Annotated in this window: 14 protein-coding genes; 4 read left to right on the top strand and 10 right to left on the bottom strand. The window is 43.2% G+C overall.

The genetic code is table 11. The features are described from left to right. Positions 1 to 53: 53 nt before the first annotated feature. The 3 genes from C2M32_RS09875 to ggt form a co-directional block, all read right to left on the bottom strand. Positions 54 to 764, bottom strand: a complete 711-nt coding sequence (locus tag C2M32_RS09875; protein WP_105168276.1) for an SIMPL domain-containing protein — start codon at positions 762 to 764, stop codon at positions 54 to 56. A gap of 185 nt (positions 765 to 949) precedes the next feature. Further along, the gene (locus C2M32_RS09870) at positions 950 to 2,644 is read right to left on the bottom strand and encodes an NAD-dependent malic enzyme (protein WP_105169268.1); all 1,695 of its coding nucleotides are present in this window, start codon (positions 2,642 to 2,644) and stop codon (positions 950 to 952) included. A 171-nt stretch (positions 2,645 to 2,815) separates the two neighbouring features. Further along, complete coding sequence (ggt, locus tag C2M32_RS09865; RefSeq protein WP_105168275.1) at positions 2,816 to 4,582, bottom strand: gamma-glutamyltransferase; 1,767 nt, start codon at positions 4,580 to 4,582, stop codon at positions 2,816 to 2,818. A gap of 81 nt (positions 4,583 to 4,663) precedes the next feature. Between ggt and rrtA the strand changes: the two genes are divergently transcribed. Beyond that, positions 4,664 to 5,257 (top strand): rhombosortase, encoded by a 594-nt coding sequence (rrtA, locus tag C2M32_RS09860; RefSeq protein WP_105168274.1) that lies wholly within the window; start codon positions 4,664 to 4,666, stop codon positions 5,255 to 5,257. 70 nt (positions 5,258 to 5,327) lie between these two features. On the opposite strand, the gene C2M32_RS09855 is transcribed toward rrtA, so the two are convergent. Then, a complete protein-coding gene (locus tag C2M32_RS09855; protein ID WP_105168273.1) occupies positions 5,328 to 5,630 on the bottom strand; it encodes a DUF6172 family protein in 303 nt (100 codons plus the stop codon). Between the two features lie 132 nt (positions 5,631 to 5,762). Then, positions 5,763 to 6,668, bottom strand: coding sequence for a LysR family transcriptional regulator (locus C2M32_RS09850; protein WP_105168272.1), 906 nt, complete (start codon positions 6,666 to 6,668; stop codon positions 5,763 to 5,765). A gap of 147 nt (positions 6,669 to 6,815) precedes the next feature. On the opposite strand from C2M32_RS09850, the gene C2M32_RS09845 reads away from it, so the two are divergent. Then, positions 6,816 to 7,343 (top strand): NADPH-dependent FMN reductase, encoded by a 528-nt coding sequence (locus C2M32_RS09845; RefSeq protein ID WP_105168271.1) that lies wholly within the window; start codon positions 6,816 to 6,818, stop codon positions 7,341 to 7,343. 183 nt (positions 7,344 to 7,526) lie between these two features. After that, positions 7,527 to 8,384, top strand: a complete 858-nt coding sequence (htpX, locus tag C2M32_RS09840; RefSeq protein WP_105169267.1) for a protease HtpX — start codon at positions 7,527 to 7,529, stop codon at positions 8,382 to 8,384. A gap of 58 nt (positions 8,385 to 8,442) precedes the next feature. Here htpX and C2M32_RS09835 read toward each other — a convergent pair whose 3' ends face one another. The 4 genes from C2M32_RS09835 to C2M32_RS09820 form a co-directional block, all read right to left on the bottom strand. Then, positions 8,443 to 10,617, bottom strand: a complete 2,175-nt coding sequence (locus C2M32_RS09835) for a phosphatidylinositol-specific phospholipase C domain-containing protein (protein WP_105168270.1) — start codon at positions 10,615 to 10,617, stop codon at positions 8,443 to 8,445. A gap of 397 nt (positions 10,618 to 11,014) precedes the next feature. Further along, entirely contained in the window at positions 11,015 to 12,211 is a 1,197-nt protein-coding gene (gene arsJ, locus C2M32_RS09830; RefSeq protein WP_105168269.1) for an organoarsenical effux MFS transporter ArsJ, read from the bottom strand. Between the two features lie 5 nt (positions 12,212 to 12,216). Continuing rightward, positions 12,217 to 13,227: an ArsJ-associated glyceraldehyde-3-phosphate dehydrogenase gene (locus C2M32_RS09825; RefSeq protein ID WP_105168268.1), complete on the bottom strand. Its 1,011-nt coding sequence runs from the start codon at positions 13,225 to 13,227 to the stop codon at positions 12,217 to 12,219. A gap of 15 nt (positions 13,228 to 13,242) precedes the next feature. Continuing rightward, entirely contained in the window at positions 13,243 to 13,593 is a 351-nt protein-coding gene (locus C2M32_RS09820; RefSeq protein WP_105168267.1) for a metalloregulator ArsR/SmtB family transcription factor, read from the bottom strand. A gap of 148 nt (positions 13,594 to 13,741) precedes the next feature. Between C2M32_RS09820 and astB the strand changes: the two genes are divergently transcribed. Continuing rightward, complete coding sequence (gene astB / locus C2M32_RS09815) at positions 13,742 to 15,094, top strand: N-succinylarginine dihydrolase (protein ID WP_105168266.1); 1,353 nt, start codon at positions 13,742 to 13,744, stop codon at positions 15,092 to 15,094. A 240-nt stretch (positions 15,095 to 15,334) separates the two neighbouring features. Here the strand turns inward: astB and C2M32_RS09810 are convergent, their stop codons facing one another. Beyond that, positions 15,335 to 17,068 (bottom strand): MFS transporter, encoded by a 1,734-nt coding sequence (locus C2M32_RS09810; protein ID WP_105168265.1) that lies wholly within the window; start codon positions 17,066 to 17,068, stop codon positions 15,335 to 15,337. Positions 17,069 to 17,099 lie beyond the last annotated feature (31 nt).

Genomic DNA, 17,099 nt, shown 5'->3' with positions numbered 1-17,099 from the left:
TTACTTGCTACAAATGCGGTAGGCGCCAGTGACAGCGCCTACGCTCGGTGAGGTTACTTAATAAGATATACCGCAAAAACCTGCGCTGTAATGGTGATAGCACCTGTGTTGTACGCTTCTTTGTAGCTTCCTGATTCAGCATCCATCATTCTCATTGATGCTGCCTGTCTAACATAAGGAACAGATGGCACATTCATAGGAGCAAATGACACGGAATAGAGTTTATCCAGATCAACATCAAATTCATCGGCTAACTCGCTAGCAGCAGACTTAGCATCTTTTATCGCTTCTTTTTTGAGTTTATCAGCCAGCTCATTGTGATTGCTTACACTAAATTCGGTATTGTTGAATTCAGTAATTCCTGCATTCACTAATTCTTGTAACAACTCAGGGTAACTGTCGATTTTTTCAAGGGTAAGCGTTAGGCTGCGAGTGATTCTAAAGCCCTCAAACTCTTCTTCGTTGGTGTTTCGGTTATAGCGAGTTTGGCGATGTATATTCAGTTGCTCGGCATGAATATCATCTTTTTTGATCCCAAAACGTTTCGCCAATTTGATGGCATTAGCAACCACAGTATCAACTTGTTTCTTAGCTTCAACTAACTGTTTGCTCTTTTCGCTAATTGCCACGCGAATTGTCGCTCTATCAGGTTGTACCTGCATTTTCGCAGTGCCTTCGACATAGAGGTGAGGTTCATCTGGTAGCGCAGCGGCAAATGAACCGGCACAGAATAATGTCGCTATTAATGAGGAGATCATACGCATAATGGTGTTCCTTTTATAGATTATCGCGAGTATTGAAGCACATTGCCCTTAATCATCACTGAACGCTTTTACGCACTAAGGGTATATGAGTTATAAGAGCGCTTTTAAAGCGAAAAAACAAGTGATAAAAAGTGTAGATACAAAAAAGCCAGCAACGGCTGGCTTTTCAATCTATCGTATCGTCGTTAAATGCTGCGACGTTTGTAATTACGGTACTCTGGTAACCAGTAATTTTTCTCGATAGCAGCCCAAATTGCATCATCAGGCATCTCAAGCGCTACACCCTCTTCCATCGCCTTTTTAGCTACCGCGAAAGCAATACGCTTACTGAGTGCTTCGATTTCTATCAAAGCCGGTAGCAAGCTACCTTTACCGGTATTAGCCCAAGGCGAGGACTCTGCAAGCGTCTCACTAGAGACCATTAACATCGCGTCAGTGATTCGTGTCGCTTTCGCAGCGATAACACCCAAACCTATACCTGGGAAGATATAACTGTTGTTACATTGTGGGATTGGGTAAGTCTTGCCGTTTAGCTCTACAGGAGCGAATGGACTTCCTGTAGCAACAATTGCTTCACCATTGGTCCATTCAATAACATCTTTAGGATGCGCTTCAACCTGACGAGATGGATTACTTAGTGGGAAAATGATCGGGCGCTGACAACCATTGTGCATCGCGCGTATTACTTGCTCGGTGAACAAACCCGGCTGCCCAGAAACACCGATTAGAATGTCTGGCTTCGCACAATGCATCACATCAAGTAATGATGCATAGTCACCGCTGTAAGTCCATTCGCTTAACGCATCTTTACTTTGTACCAGTGCAGCTTGGAAATCGCGTAAATCAGACATACCTTCGGTTAACAGACCAAAACGGTCAACCATGTATACCTGAGAGCGAGCTTGTTCATCAGAGATACCCTCAGCAACCATCTGGCTAATGATTTGTTCTGCAATACCACATCCCGCTGAGCCAGCCCCTACAAAAACCACTTTCTGCTCAGAAAGCTTTGCGCCTTTGACTCGACAAGCTGCCAGCAATGACCCCACCGTAACAGAAGCGGTACCTTGAATATCGTCATTAAAGCTACAAATTTCATCACGATAGCGCTTAAGAAGTGGCATCGCGTTGGGCTGAGCAAAATCTTCAAATTGTAGCAACACGTTAGGCCAACGGCGTTTTACGGCGTTAATGAATAACTCAAGAAACTCGTCATATTCTTCTTGGCCGATACGCTTATGACGTGCTCCCATATACATAGGATCCGCCAGTAACTTTTCATTATTGGTCCCTACATCGAGCATTACAGGTAATGTGTAGGCTGGGCTTATTCCGCCACAGGCGGTGTACAGCGATAATTTACCAATCGGAATGCCCATACCGCCAATGCCCTGATCTCCAAGACCCAAGATACGCTCACCGTCGGTTACTACGATGACTTTTACTTTGCCTTTGGTCGCGTTACGTAAAATATCATCCATTTGATGACGTTCTTCATATGAAATGAATAAGCCGCGTGAGCTACGGTAGATATCAGAAAACTTTTCACACGCATCACCAACGGTTGGTGTGTAAATGATAGGCATCATTTCTTCGAGATGATCACGCACTAAACGGTAATAAAGCGTTTCGTTGTTATCCTGGATAGCGCGCAGATAAATGTGCTTGTTCAAGTTGTCACTAAAGCTTGAATATTGCTGGTAGCAACGCTCTACCTGCTCTTCAATGGTCTCATAACGTGGCGGAAGCAAACCAGATAGGTTAAAGCTCTCACGTTCACGTTGGCTAAATGCACTACCTTTATTTAACAAAGGTGTTTCTAAAAGATTTGGACCAGAGTAAGGGATGTATAAATAATTTGGATCAGTTTGTTTAGTCATATTTACAAGTTTTGACACATTTATATAGGCTGAGAGTTCATTATTGCCTAAAGTGATTAAATTTCAATGAAATTCACGCACATCAGACCAATGTAAAAGGCCCTGTAACGCATTAATATATGCGTAAACAGGGCCGTACAGTATACCTTAATGTAAAGTTCAATCCTATGGTTATTGTGTGATTTCGCTCAACGCAACACCCTCTCTTCTTGGATCCGCGCCGCCATACAACATGCCATTTTTAACTTCGATAACGTGTAAACCGGAATTCAAGTCTCTTAGCTGCACGTTATGCCCTTTTTCTTCGAAGAAAGTTACAAACTGTTCAAGCTCAGTCCCTTTTTCCAAGGTCGTATATTGATTTCGATTGGTTATATTCGGCAAGTTTACGGCTTGCTGTGGTGTTAACTGCCAATCAAGCACCGCTATAATGGTTTGTGCCACGTAATTAATAATGCGACTGCCACCGGGTGAACCAACGACCAAGCGCAAACTACCATCGGGATTAAAGACCATTACAGGCGACATGGAACTGCGCGGACGCTTATTTGCTTCCACACGATTTGCAACCCACAGGCCGTCTTTTTTAGGACTGAGAGAAAAATCAGTTAACTGATTGTTTAACAGGTAACCGTTCACCATAACCGTCGAACCAAAAGCCATTTCTATTGAACTCGTCATTGAAACAGCATTGCCATTTTGATCAACAATAGACACATGGGTCGTTGATGGTAACTCATATCCATCGTCTATCGCATAGGCAAGCTTACCCTGTGTTGGATCCCCCACCGTTACGTTGTGGTTATCAAACTCAGTTATTAATTTGGCGCGTTGTTCAAGATAGTCGCTTTGCAAAAGAGCGTCAGTGGGCACCGTAACGAAATCGGGGTCTGCCACATAGTGGTTTCTGTCAGCAAACGCCAGACGAGAGGCTTGAGTAAACAAATGCAGGCTGTTAGGGTCATTGGGCTGATATTGACTCAGGTTTTGCCCTTCCAGTAGTTTAAGAATCTGTAAAACTGCTATACCACCGCTGCTAGGTGGCGCCATCGAACACACTTTGTGTTTATGATAATCGATACAAATCGGCTCACGCATCTTACTTTGGTATTGCGCTAAGTCAGACTCGGCTAACTTACCAGGCGCTATCTCTGACGTTTGCACTGCATCAACTAGTTTCTTAGCATTGTCTCCTTGATAGAAGGCTACAATACCCTGCTGCGCTACTTGTTTGTAAAGCGCTGCAAGCTTAGGGTTTTTCTTAACTGTCCCTGTTTTTAGTGGCTCACCATTCGGATAAAAGTAGTCTTTTGCGGGTGCTAATTGCTCAAGTCCCGGGTTATAACGTTTCTCCAACAACATGGTGAGTCGAGGAGATACAACAAAACCGTCATCTGCCAACGCAATAGCGGGTTTAAATAACTCATGCCAAGGCAGCTTACCGTATTTATCATGAGCTTGTTTAAAAGCATGTAAAATACCGGGTACGCCGACGGAACGACCACCAACGACGGCTTTAATCCATGGTACTGGTTGACCCTGTTGGTCTAAAAACAAAGTATGGTCAGCTTCGCTAGGAGCGGTTTCTCTGCCATCAAATGTTACTAGTTCATTGTTTTTATTGTCATAGTATAAAATGAACCCACCGCCACCAATACCTGATGATTGTGGCTCTACCAGCGTTAATACCAGCTGTGTGGCAATGGCTGCATCAATAGCACTGCCGCCTTTGGCCAACATCTGCCGACCCGCTTTTGACGCGTAAGGATTTGCAGCGGCAATCATATATTCATGACCCATAGCCTGTTGCTTAATTTGCAGTCCTGTTGCGGCTTCGGGTTCTCTGGTTTCTCGTTGTTCTACTTTTGTCACTGAGTTGCTGTCAGAGGCACAACCACTGAGTAACAAAACACCGATCAGCGGATAGGCATAATTCATAATATTCACTTTTATCTGTTCTCATCGTTGGCATGATAAAAGTAAAGAGGCACAATATGCAAAAAATAAAGCATAAACAACATGATTGATTTACCAATACAAAAGCAATACATACTGCCCCCTTTATTATTGATTTCAATAAGTACCTTGTTGATGTTGTTTGACGCAAACACTTGGCTTGCATTCGACCGTAGCCAAGTTGAACAGCAATGGTGGAGAGTGTTCACAGGCCAGTTTATGCATACCAACTGGGCTCATTTGCTCCTTAACGCACTGGGTGTCATGTTTATTTGGGTTTTGCATGCTGAACACCGTTCAATGCAAACCTATTTTTTTCACATCATGTTTTTGGCGCTGTGGACTGGTTTGGGGATTTGGTTGTTTTGCCCTGACATCAGAATTTATACCGGTTTGAGTGGATTGCTTCACGGCGTGATAGTCTGGGGCGCGCTCAAAGATGTTCAAATGGGAATGAAAAGTGGAATTTTACTGTTTGTCGGTGTTTGGGCAAAATTGATTTGGGAGCAAATTCAGGGGCCGAGTCCAGAAGTTGGCGCTTTGATAGATTCTAGAGTCGCGATAGAAGCTCACCTCATTGGGGCAGTCGGCGGGCTGGTTTTGTCGTGTAATTTGTTATTTTCGAAATTTAGAAAAGAGACTTCGAGCTCTGATTAATCCTGAGCAAGAATGAGTTTATGTATCGGCGACAAGACTCGCCGATACCACTTAGCTGTATGTAAACGATTTATTCTTCGTCTTCATCCAGCAATGGCGTTCTGTAGCCCGGTTTGGCCAAGATCTCTAAATAAAATGATGGCAGTTGTCCATCTACTGCATGGTCAATATGTTTGTTGATTTGCGCCACTTTGATCACATCGGCTTGAGATTCAGTTGCGCCAAATCTGCAGTCAAAATCCCAAAAATCTGCGTCTGCTGGTAAGCTTTTGTTTCGTTCTCTGCGAAGATATTTTTTCACTTCATATTTAATGGCATCTACCAAGCGTGCAGGCTTAAGTTTAGGATGTGTTAACGCAAAGGTTTTTTTCATGGTGTTCTCAATGTCAGGATACCCATCACTAGATGATTATCGAGTTATAGGAAAGTAATACGTCATTTTAACGTATTTCATCACCGTGTGCGATGAAAAGCATCAATCGAGCGTACAAAATTATTAATTTATTCACGATGTATACGCAGCGTACTCGTCCAGTAAGTCTATAAAGCGCCGGACTTTCGGAGATAAATGCTTTTTACTGGGGTAAATCGCATACACATTGACCTGAGGCTGAGGAAATTCATCAAACAGCGTCACCAAACTCTTGCTTTCAAGCGCCTGTTTTATATAAAACTCAGGTAAACGACAAATACCAAAGCCTGCCAACGCCATACTTGCTTGCATATTGCCGTTGTTGGTTTTTATTTTCTGCCGGACGTTGACTGCAAACTGCTCACCATTTTTATGAGTGAATTCCCAGCGGTCAGGAACTTTATGATTGCTGTAGCAAATACAGTGATGGTTTTGCAATTCCCTCGGGTGATATGGCTTACCATGGCATTCAATATAGTTCGGTGACGCTACGACATACGTTGGGCACGAAAACAGCCTTTTACAGATCAAACTCGATTCTTCCAACATCGGAGCCGCGCGAACCACTAAGTCAAAACCATCGGCAACCAAGTCAATGCGCTTATCGCTCAAGTCTAAGTCAAGCTTTACATTTGGATAACGGCTCAAATATTGTTCGATAACCGGTTGAATATAACTTTGACTGATCCCCACAGGGCAGCTTATTTTCAGCTCGCCTTTTGGGTTTTCATCATTTTGCGTTAACAGGGAGAAGGCTTCCTGTGCGTCATTGACTAACTGCTCACAATAAGTGAAATACATTTGTCCTTCAGGGGTTAAAGCGATTGAACGCGTGGTCCTGTTGAGTAATCTCACGCCCAATCGAGCTTCAAGCTTATTGATTTCTTTGCTGATATGGGAATTAGAGTGACCCAAAACCTGCGCCGCAGCGCCAAACCCGCCGCTTCTAACCACTTGGGTAAAGATCAACACACCATCAAACAGATTATTATTAGTCATATGGAAATAGTAATTTTACTTTTAGGATATTAATGATTATTGAAGCCTAATATATACTTCTAATCAACAAATAAAGACAACGAGTTGGTAGGCGTGTGACGTTTGATGTTTAGACTCGTATATATGGTTAAGAATTAGGAGAGTATTATGAAAGTTTTAGCATTTGCAGCAAGCAGTAGCCGTCAGTCGATCAACAAACAACTGGCAAGCTATGCCGCTTCTTTGCTTGAAGGCGCACAGGTAGAGGTACTAGATCTGAACGATTTTGAAATGCCAATTTATAGCGCAGACCGTGAAAACGAAAACGGCATCCCTGCTCAGGCGCAGGCGTTTTACAGCAAAATTGGCGAAGCTGACGCAATTATTATCTCTTTTGCGGAGCACAATGGGTCTTACACCGCAGCTTACAAAAATATTTTCGATTGGACATCGCGAATTAGCCAAAAAGTTTATCAAGATAAGCCTATGGTGTTACTGGCAACATCACCAGGCCCCGGTGGTGCGCAAAGCGTATTAAACAGTGCCAACGGTTCTGCACCATTTTTTGCAATGGACGTAAAAGGCAGTCTGTCAGTTCCAAGTTTCTACGATGTGTTTGACGCCGATAAGGGCGAATTAACAGACGAAGAACTTAAACAACAGCTCAAAGAATCGGTATTTTCTTTGCAATCATAAGAAATAATCAGAGCCAAACACATTGTTTGGCTCTTGACAAAAATTATTGATCACAAAAACGTATATTTTCACACTTTGTTACCCTTCTCACTATTGATTAGTGACACAAACTCCCCCATTTTACGTATTAGGATTTCGATGCTGCATCATTTGCAGAATTTATATTTTTTCACTGAGGTGACTATGAAACGCGTTGTGTTATTTCTACTAACTAACCTTGCAGTAATGCTGGTGTTAGGAGTGGTTTTATCTGTATTGATGTCTGTACTGGGGATCTCCAGTAGAAGCTATGGCGGTATCATGCTCATAGCATTGGTATTTGGTTTTGGTGGCTCATTCATTTCGTTGTTTATGTCAAAGTGGATAGCCAAAAAATCAACCGGTGCCGTGGTAATTGAACAAGCTCGTAACGAAACAGAACATTGGTTGCTGCAAACTGTTGCCCGTCAAGCACAGCAAGCGAATATCAAAATGCCTGAGGTGGCGATTTATGACAGCCCTGAAATCAACGCCTTTGCGACAGGTCCGAGTAAAAATAATAGCTTAGTCGCTGTCAGCTCTGGGCTACTACATAACATGAGCCAAGATGAAGCCGAAGCGGTACTTGCCCATGAGGTGTCACACGTTGCCAATGGTGACATGGTTACGCTAACGCTAATCCAAGGTGTGGTGAATACCTTCGTGATATTCCTAGCCAAGGTACTAGCGGGTATCGTTGATAACTTCTTCCGCGGTGAAGATGAAGAAGGTACTGGTTGGGCGTATTTTGTGTTTGACCTGATTTTCCAAATGCTGTTTGGTATTTTAGCCTCTATCGTGGTGGCCTACTTTAGCCGTAAACGTGAGTTTGCCGCCGACAAAGGCGCAGCCGACTTAGTGGGAGCGCATAAAATGCGCGCAGCCTTAGAGCGCTTAAAACACAATCAGGAGTCACAACTTGAAGGGTCGATGATGGCATTCGGTATTGCCTCAGGTAAAAGCATCGCTGATTTCTTTGCTTCACACCCACCCCTTGAGCAACGTATTCAAGCGCTAAGATAATTTATTACTAGCCCAAAAAAGCGCCCTCGGGCGCTTTTTTATTGGTTCAACCACTCACTCAAGGCAAACAACTGGCGTTGGTGAAGAAGTATCTCACTTCATAGTCTTCACAGGTGGTATAGCTTGAGTTACCCCCATTGCTTGAGTTCCAACACGCAAACCCTGAACCATTGTTAACTAAGTTTTGCCCTGTTAGGCTTGAATCAAGCTTGGTATCAACGACACGGGCGATAATCGCTGCGATATCAGATGACTCACAACTCGCTGAAATGTTGCCTGATGATTTGTGACCATTGAATAGTTCGTTATCACCACTTTGTGGGTCATCTCTGTCTAGCCAATCAGTGGCATATAAACCACCGTTAACCAATGAGTTGTCGATTTTGTAAATACCGATTGAGTTAAGCTCGCTGCCCTCAGAGCCGTGGAATGAAAATATTTGCTGAGTAGAGGTTGATGAATAGGTGGTACAACTTCCCGTTGTAGCGCCGCCAGAGATAGTACTGCCAGTACTGGAGGTAAACTTTAAAAAGTAAACCGTATCGTAACCGTATCTAGCATCTTCTTTACAGATTTTGATGTCTTTTAGGTATTGGCCGTTGCTGGCGTCAAATGTCAGTTCGTTGCCCCAGCTGCCACCGCTACCTCCATAGGTGAAACACAACTCTGATGTACCCACGCTGGCATGACTCACACTTTGACTGGTTTCGTAGCAAGCTTTGAACCCATCAATACGACTACCTGAACGGATCTGGACTGAACTTAAGTTAAACGCGCCCCCCACCAAGGCTTTGCGCTTGAGTAGGCCAATGTCATCGAATACATTCCCCTTGCTGGTTGAACCCACCGCTGCCTTTTCAACAAATTTCCAATCGATATAGTTATCCGAGTTCGACAACCAAAAGTCATCAAATGCATTGTAGTAGTTCACCCAGTAATTTTCTGTGCTAGTGCCTATTTTACTCAGTAGCTGCACTTGTTCATAGGCGTTAAATGGCATACCGAACGCGTACGTACCGCCAAGGTTTTTACAGTATTCAAACCCCATATGCCAAGTGCCTTTAGTCGTAGAGAGCTTCCAGTTTCTGTCTTTATCTACACACGCGTGATATTGGAACGCGGTACAGGCTTTGTCAGCAATAGATTCGTCACTCTCAAGGCTGGCACAGTCTCCCGTACCATTGGGCCGATCAGATTTCCACGACCAAATATAATCTTCGATTTGTACTTCATTGGCACCATAGCCACTGGCTGCGCTGGTATTGTTCGCCTCGACTAACGCTAGTTCGAGTATTTGCGAGCCCTTTTTACCCCACTTATCAAGCACATTACTGCCGGTTTTAGTTGAAGATGGTCCATCAACATTCAGTTGTGTAGCGTCATCAATTACAACGGTCATATTATTGGCATTGTAATGGGCAGTTTGGTCGTTACTCACGCATTCGTCATTGCCGTTTTGACAAAACGGCTGATTGCTTTTCAAATTACCACTTGAGTCAAACGCATCGACACCAATAAATACCGTATTCCAGAATTTTGAGTAGTTCCCCGAGCTATGATAAGAGCATAGATCACTGTGATCTCTGGGTGTCTGTACCACGGCAACCAATTGTTTACCCGCAGCTAAAATGTCACGTTTAGTGAGTTTTGATACTGGCAAAGATGCACAGCTTTTGTCTGCGTACCCCCAATCCGATGGCAATAGCAGATAGTCACTTATGTCATTTTGCAATCGTTCCCCTATTTTGTTGTGCCAATTATTGTGGTCGTTGTGCTTGTAAGCTTCGATTTTAAGCAAAATCACTTCATCAGGGTTATCTTGTAAAAATTCTCTAATGTCATCTAACCCTTCTGAGAGTTTGGCATGAAAACTTGAGCACAGCGCTTTATTCTCAAGCGAGTTGTGACACAGCATGGGGGTTGAGTCAAAAGTACCCTCAGGGTAAATATCAAATTCCATCACCCGTATGCCGCGTTTGAGCAAGCTCTTAGGTGAGTAATATTGGTTAACATCAGTGTAGGTGCCTGCGCTCCAAGAGTATGAAGCATAAGCGTTATGTGCACCCGCCCAGAGTGTTTTAGAAAATGGCGCAAAGTTATCTATTTGCCCTTGTAGGTCTAATCGGGTGACTTTCTCATCGTCGGTGTCTATGGCTGCATAACTGCTATGTGGCATAAGTGAAGCGGTTAAGCTACCTGCCAACAGAAACGCAATTTTATTTAACTTGTTCATGGTAAATTCCTCTCCTTTTACATTCATTTGGTCCTTAAATCTGAGCATACTTAGTGACACTCAGTACCAGCAACCTGAGGAAAATGTAGGAGTGAAAAGTGCAAACAATGAGGAAGTGAAAAGCACAGCAATTCCAATAATAACAACAGTTAATATCTAAACAATCATGACCAAGCTAGTTAAAACAAAAGTAGAGTCTATTAATTATCAATAGTTAATAGGAATGTTCACAGCAAAACCTAACCCTAAGCATAGATAGCGCGCACATAAATTCCCTCCAAATATCGAAACAGTTGTAATCTCTTGTAATCACACCACCGGTATTGCCAACTCGTTTAGACACAAAAAAGCTGACCAATGTCAGCTTTTTTTTTGAGATATTCACTATTGCGTTATGTTAAGCATGGTGTAGACGTTTGCTTATCATCACCGTAAACAATAGTAATAAACTAGATAGCCACAAACAGGCTTCCAGACCAAAAGTCTGATAGATGACTCCAGAGAGCACGGTACCAAACAATCTACCCATCGCGTTGGCCATGTAGTAGAAGCCAACATCCAGTGAGACACCATCACTGTCTGCAAATTTCACGATTAGATAACTGTGCAATGATGAATTAATGGCAAATATGCCACCAAAACACAACAGACCAATCACTATGACCCAAGTCGCTGCAATATGTTGATATAGCGCTAAAGCGATTATCGCCGGAATAACTGTGAGCAACCCAGCCCAAAATGTCAGTTGTTTGGTAGGTGCTGTTTGGTTGCGGGTAATTTTTGGTGCATTCGCCTGAACGATGCCATAAAAAATGATCCAGCCCGCCATAAAGCTACCAATAAGAGTATGCTCCCAGCCTAAAGTTGAGCTTAAAAACACCGGTAACGCCACCACAAACCAAACATCTCTAGACGCGAATAAACACAGGCGTGCCGCTGACAAAATGTTTATTTGTCGGCTTTTAGAGAACAGCTCACTAAATTTTGGCTTGAACTTTTTCTTACCTAAATCTTGTTTCAGTAACACTAGGCTGCTTAGCCAAGCGAGTATCAGAAGCCCGGCCATCGCCCACAGCGCCCCCTGAAACCCAAACACTCCAAGTAGCATGCCGCCCAAGAAAAAGCCCACACCTTTGAGAGCATTTTTTGAACCAGTAAGTCTTGCGACCCACTTATACAACGTGCTGTCTGCGTTTTCTGGCACCAGTAACTTAATGGCACTTTTGGCGCTCATTTTATTGAGATCTTTGGCTATACCCGAAAGCGCTTGAGCCGCCATCACGTATGCCACGCTGAGCCACTGTGGATTTACCGCCAACATTACCAACGACAAGATTTGCAGTGACAATCCAAGATTCATGGTTTTGTTCAGGCCAAGGCGAGCCCCTAGCCAACCACCGAGTAGATTTGTTACTACGCCAAACAGTTCGTAAAACAAAAACAACATGGCAATGCTTAAAGGGCTATAGCCCAACTGATGGAAATACAGCACCACTAACATTCGCAGTGCACCATCAGTTAGGGTAAACGCCCAGTAGTTGCCGGTTATAACCAGATACTGTTTAATTTCGCTAGAGAGATTACTGAGCAACATAGTCGTTACGCAAAGCGCTCCGCTACCACATATCTCACTAAATCAGCCGTGCGATTCGCATAGCCCCACTCATTGTCATACCACAAGTACATTTTAACCTGTGTGCCATTAACGACCATCGTTGATGGTGCGTCGACGATACAGCTACGAGGGTCAGTGCGATAATCAATCGACACCAATGGGCGTGTCTCAAAGCCCAAAATACCTTTTAACTCTCCGTTTGCCGCATCTTTCATCCAGCCGTTGATTTCCTCTATGCTGGTAGGCCTACTTAATTCAAACACACAGTCTGTAATAGAAGCATTGGCCAGTGGGACACGAATAGCGTGGCCATTAAGCTTTCCTTTTAGCTCTGGGAAGATATGTGTGATCGCTGTCGCTGAGCCGGTAGTGGTTGGAATTAAGCTCATTCCACAAGCGCGAGCACGACGCAAATCTTTATGAGGTGCATCGAGAATTGTTTGTGTATTGGTAATGTCATGAATGGTGGTCATCGATCCATGTTCGATGCCAATTTTGTCTTGTAATACCTTAACAACGGGCGCTAAGCAATTAGTGGTGCAAGAGGCTGCGGTGACAATGTTGTGCTCTGTTTTATTATAATCTTGATGGTTAACGCCATAGACAACGTTTAGCACTCCGTCTTCTTTGACTGGCGCAGTAACCACAACTTGCTTTACCCCTTGGTCCAGATACGCTTGAAGCAACGCTTTGGTTTTCATTTTACCTGAAGCTTCAATGACTAAATCACAGCCCGACCAATCAGTTTGCGCAATTTCTTTATTGTGAGAGACAGCAATTTTATGGCCATCGATAAGCATGTGTTGCTCATCAGCGTCCACCTCAAAACTCCAACGGCCATGCACAGAGTCAAAATTCATTAAATGAGCCAATGTGGGTGCATCGCCCGCTGGGTCGTTGATGTGAACAATTTCGATATTGTTGCTTGCGTATAATGCACGCATAGTCAGACGACCCATGCGGCCAAATCCATTAATTCCTACTTTGATAGTCATTTGAGTGATCCTTGGTTAATTGTCACAACAAGAGGCAACACGCTCTGGACGCGAGCCCATGCTGTTGAGCTTGTCTGTAGCGGTTTGTAAAAATGTTTGGTTATGTTCATATGTTTGGGTAATGATATTTCGCACCCAATCAGCGAGCTGTTCATTAATGCGATAATAAACCCATTGCTTATGTTTTCGGTCAGTTAAAATCCCCACCTTTTTAAGTTGCGCAAGGTGGCGTGAAATTTTTGGTTGACTTAGTTCAAGGGCGGCTATTAGTTCACACACACACAATTCCTGCTCTTGTTCAATTAATAACAAGCATTGCAATCGGGTGTTATCGGCAAGCGCTTTATAAAAGGTCAATAAATCCATTCTCGGCCCCAATGTTAAATATATGGTAAATCATATATTCGAAATTTCATATGTTCAATATTTTGTTATGAAATCGAATGGCAATTGCCATTACATCTACACTTGTCATACTAACGTTTACATCATCAAAACAAGAACAGGATCTAACATGAATAATAACGTACCCAGCTTTGAGGTGAATTTTGATGGTCTAGTTGGACCCACACATAATTATGCTGGATTATCTTATGGCAATGTTGCATCGCTGAACAATGCCGATGCCGTTTCCAATCCAAAACAGGCTGCACTTCAGGGCCTTGCAAAAATGAAAGCCATGCACGACATGGGCCTAAAACAAGGAATATTTGCGCCTCACGCCAGACCTGATATTGACGCACTGAGAAGACTTGGCTTTAGTGGGAATGATACACAAGTGCTTAATAAAGCAGCAAAAGAATCCCCTATTCTACTTAGAACCGTCTATTCTGCCTCGGCCATGTGGACAGCCAATGCAGCCACGGTTTCGCCCTCAAGCGACACATTAGATGGCAAAGTTCACTTCACCAGCGCCAATTTAAATAATAAGTTCCATCGTTCTTTAGAGCCAACCACCACCACAAACCTGCTAAAAGCGATGTTCTCAAACAATGCCCTGTTTACCCACCATACGCATTTGCCTGAGCAACCGTTTTTCGGTGACGAAGGCGCAGCAAATCATACAAGGTTATGTGATAGCCATAGCACAAAGGGGTTAGAGGTTTTTGTTTATGGTGCTAGCAGCTTGAATCATAGCATCAGAGGCCCTGTTAAATACCCTGCTCGACAAACACTAGAAGCCAGCGAAGCAATTGCGCGCTTGCATGGGATAAACGACAATCAGGTATTATTTTTACAACAAAACCCCGACGTGATTGATCAAGGAGTGTTTCACAATGACGTGATTGCGGTGGGCAATGAAAATGTATTGTTGTGTCATGAGCAGGCCTTTATCGACCAAGCTAATTCGATTAATCAAATTAAACACGCTTATCTTGGTGAAAAGCCACTACATATCATTGAAGTTCCAACAAATGAAGTTAGTGTTCAAGATGCGGTAAGCAGCTATTTGTTTAACAGCCAATTAGTTACTTTAACAGACGGCTCGATGATGTTAGTTGCACCTGAAGAATGTAAAAATAATACCAGCGTGAGTCGCTATATCGAAAGTATGCTCAGCGCAAATAACCCTATCAACACTGTAAAATTTTTCGATTTAAGGCAGAGCATGCAAAATGGTGGGGGCCCGGCGTGTTTACGCTTGCGTGTTGCTCTGACACAGGATGAACTCAATGCTGTAAATCCTGATGTGATGATGAGCGATGAAAAATTTGCGACGCTGATCACTTGGGTAGATAAGCATTATCGAGATAGATTAAGTGATGTCGACTTGGCTGATCCTCAGCTGTTACATGAAAGCCATGCAGCATTAGATGAATTGACCAAAATACTAGCCCTTGGCAGTGTTTATCAATTTCAGCGCTAACGGAGATAAATCATTAGAAAAAAGCCCAGCAAGGCTGGGCTTCACAACTCAGGGAAAATAATAACTAAACACTTTGCTTACACAAAGCAGTTCGCTTCACAAAATTAGCAATAATCGACATTATATTTTGGTCGCTATAACCATTTCATTTTTACAACTATTGTCAATCATGTAATGCACCACCACCTTACACTGTATATTGTATGCAATCAATATCTAGTTGATTGAATTTTGCACTTTTTAAGGGCTCGGCTGCGATAATGCATAGCCATGTTTAGTGGTATAGGTTCTAAACAGAAGCATCAGCGCGCATGCGATTAACGCAATCAACGCGAACATCCCCCACATTAACTCGGGCTTTTGAGCTTTTAAGGCCAGTTCACTATAACTCCACCCCGATAAGAAACCTGCGAACAAAAAACCCAGCGCCATAGACACGAAGTAATATCCCATATACAAAGCGCTTTGCTCACGAGGTGCGATAAACGCAACGTACTCTTGGCTTTTGGGCGAGGTAAACATCTCCCCCATCGCGATAAGTAGAATAACTATCGTCACAACAACGCCGCTGATCACAGTTCCCCCCTGACCTAACAATAAAAACGCGCAAGCGATGATCACAAGACCGACCGCCAATATGGATATTGGTCTAAATCGTTGACAAAAATAGCTCACCGCGATTTGCAATATCACGATTGCGGCGAAGTCTAAATTGATTAGATATTCAGGATTTATCTGCCTAAATGCTAACAATGTTTGGATAAAACCGCTTAACTGGTCGCTAGTTAAACTGCTTTGAGTCACGGCTAACGCTTGTATTTGTTTAACTAACTCGCTGAGCTGCTCAAGCGGAACATTGACCTTTAAATGGACCCATTCTAGGCGAAGCGCGGCAATGTCAATGCTCTGACCCGAGTGTAGCTTGCTAAACAACTCTTTGAGGGCCTCATTTAGCGCGGATTGATCAACATATGCGAAAAACTCCACAGCGCCACTCCCAAATAAGCCAACAAATGCGACTAAATCACGGGTATCGACAAAATCTCGAATAAATAAGGGTAAGGTGTAAAACAGCTGATTATAGACGGTCCAAAACAACGATAAGATGAGTAAATAGACCGTGAATTTACCATTACTGATCACTATTTTTTGTTGCCACCAATGGCGTGAGTTTTGCCTCGCCATCATATGCCAAACTAAATTAAAAACCAGCCAAACGCCTATGCCTATAAAGCTTTGCGTATAGCTCAACCAACCCACTCCTGCGGCCATTAACAGCGCGATGGCAGCAAACATAAGTAACGCAAACCGACTGTTCCCTAACACCGTTTGCGCTTCCTTTAATACCTGTTTCAAATTAGTGGTCGAGCGCTTTAACGTTGCAGGGTCGCGATAAAACAGTAGCACGGGGATAAAGTTGATGGCTATCCAAAAAGCCGACATCATAAACACCGCATCCCAACTAATAGCACGCATAGCCCCAGCTATCAGAGGCCCCAAAAAACCACCAATGTTGACCATTGTGTAAAAGATGCCAAAACCCAATCCACGGTTTTTGTCATTTGTACTATGAGCAATGGTTCCGACCACAATCGGCTTAAAACAAGCCGCGCCAAATGCCACCAATCCCATAACAATAAAAAACAAACTGAATGAAGTCACTTGCCCTAATAAAAAGTAGCTAGGTGTCATAATACAAAATGACAAAATAAACATGCGCCGATAACCAAATTTATCGCCTAGCGCGCCGGTGATGACCGGAAGTAGATATAAAAAGAAGGGAATAATGCCTTGAATTGCGCCTCGCTGGGTATCAGTAAATCCAACACCTCCCTGGCTAACTGGGGTAGTCATATAGATAGAAGATACTGCAAAAAATCCATACCACGCCAAACGCTCAAAAATCTCCATCAGATTTGCAACATAAAATAGCGAGCCAAATTTTTCGCGCTGCCCTGTATTGTTATTTTTCATTTTGATTATCGCGCCTCAAAAAGTTAAAGTA

It is taken from the genome of Pseudoalteromonas sp. T1lg23B (genome assembly GCF_002964665.1).
GTDB lineage: Bacteria > Pseudomonadota > Gammaproteobacteria > Enterobacterales > Alteromonadaceae > Pseudoalteromonas.
The sequence above is the reverse complement of the archived record's forward strand: the minus strand, read 5'-3'. Positions and strand labels throughout refer to the sequence as shown.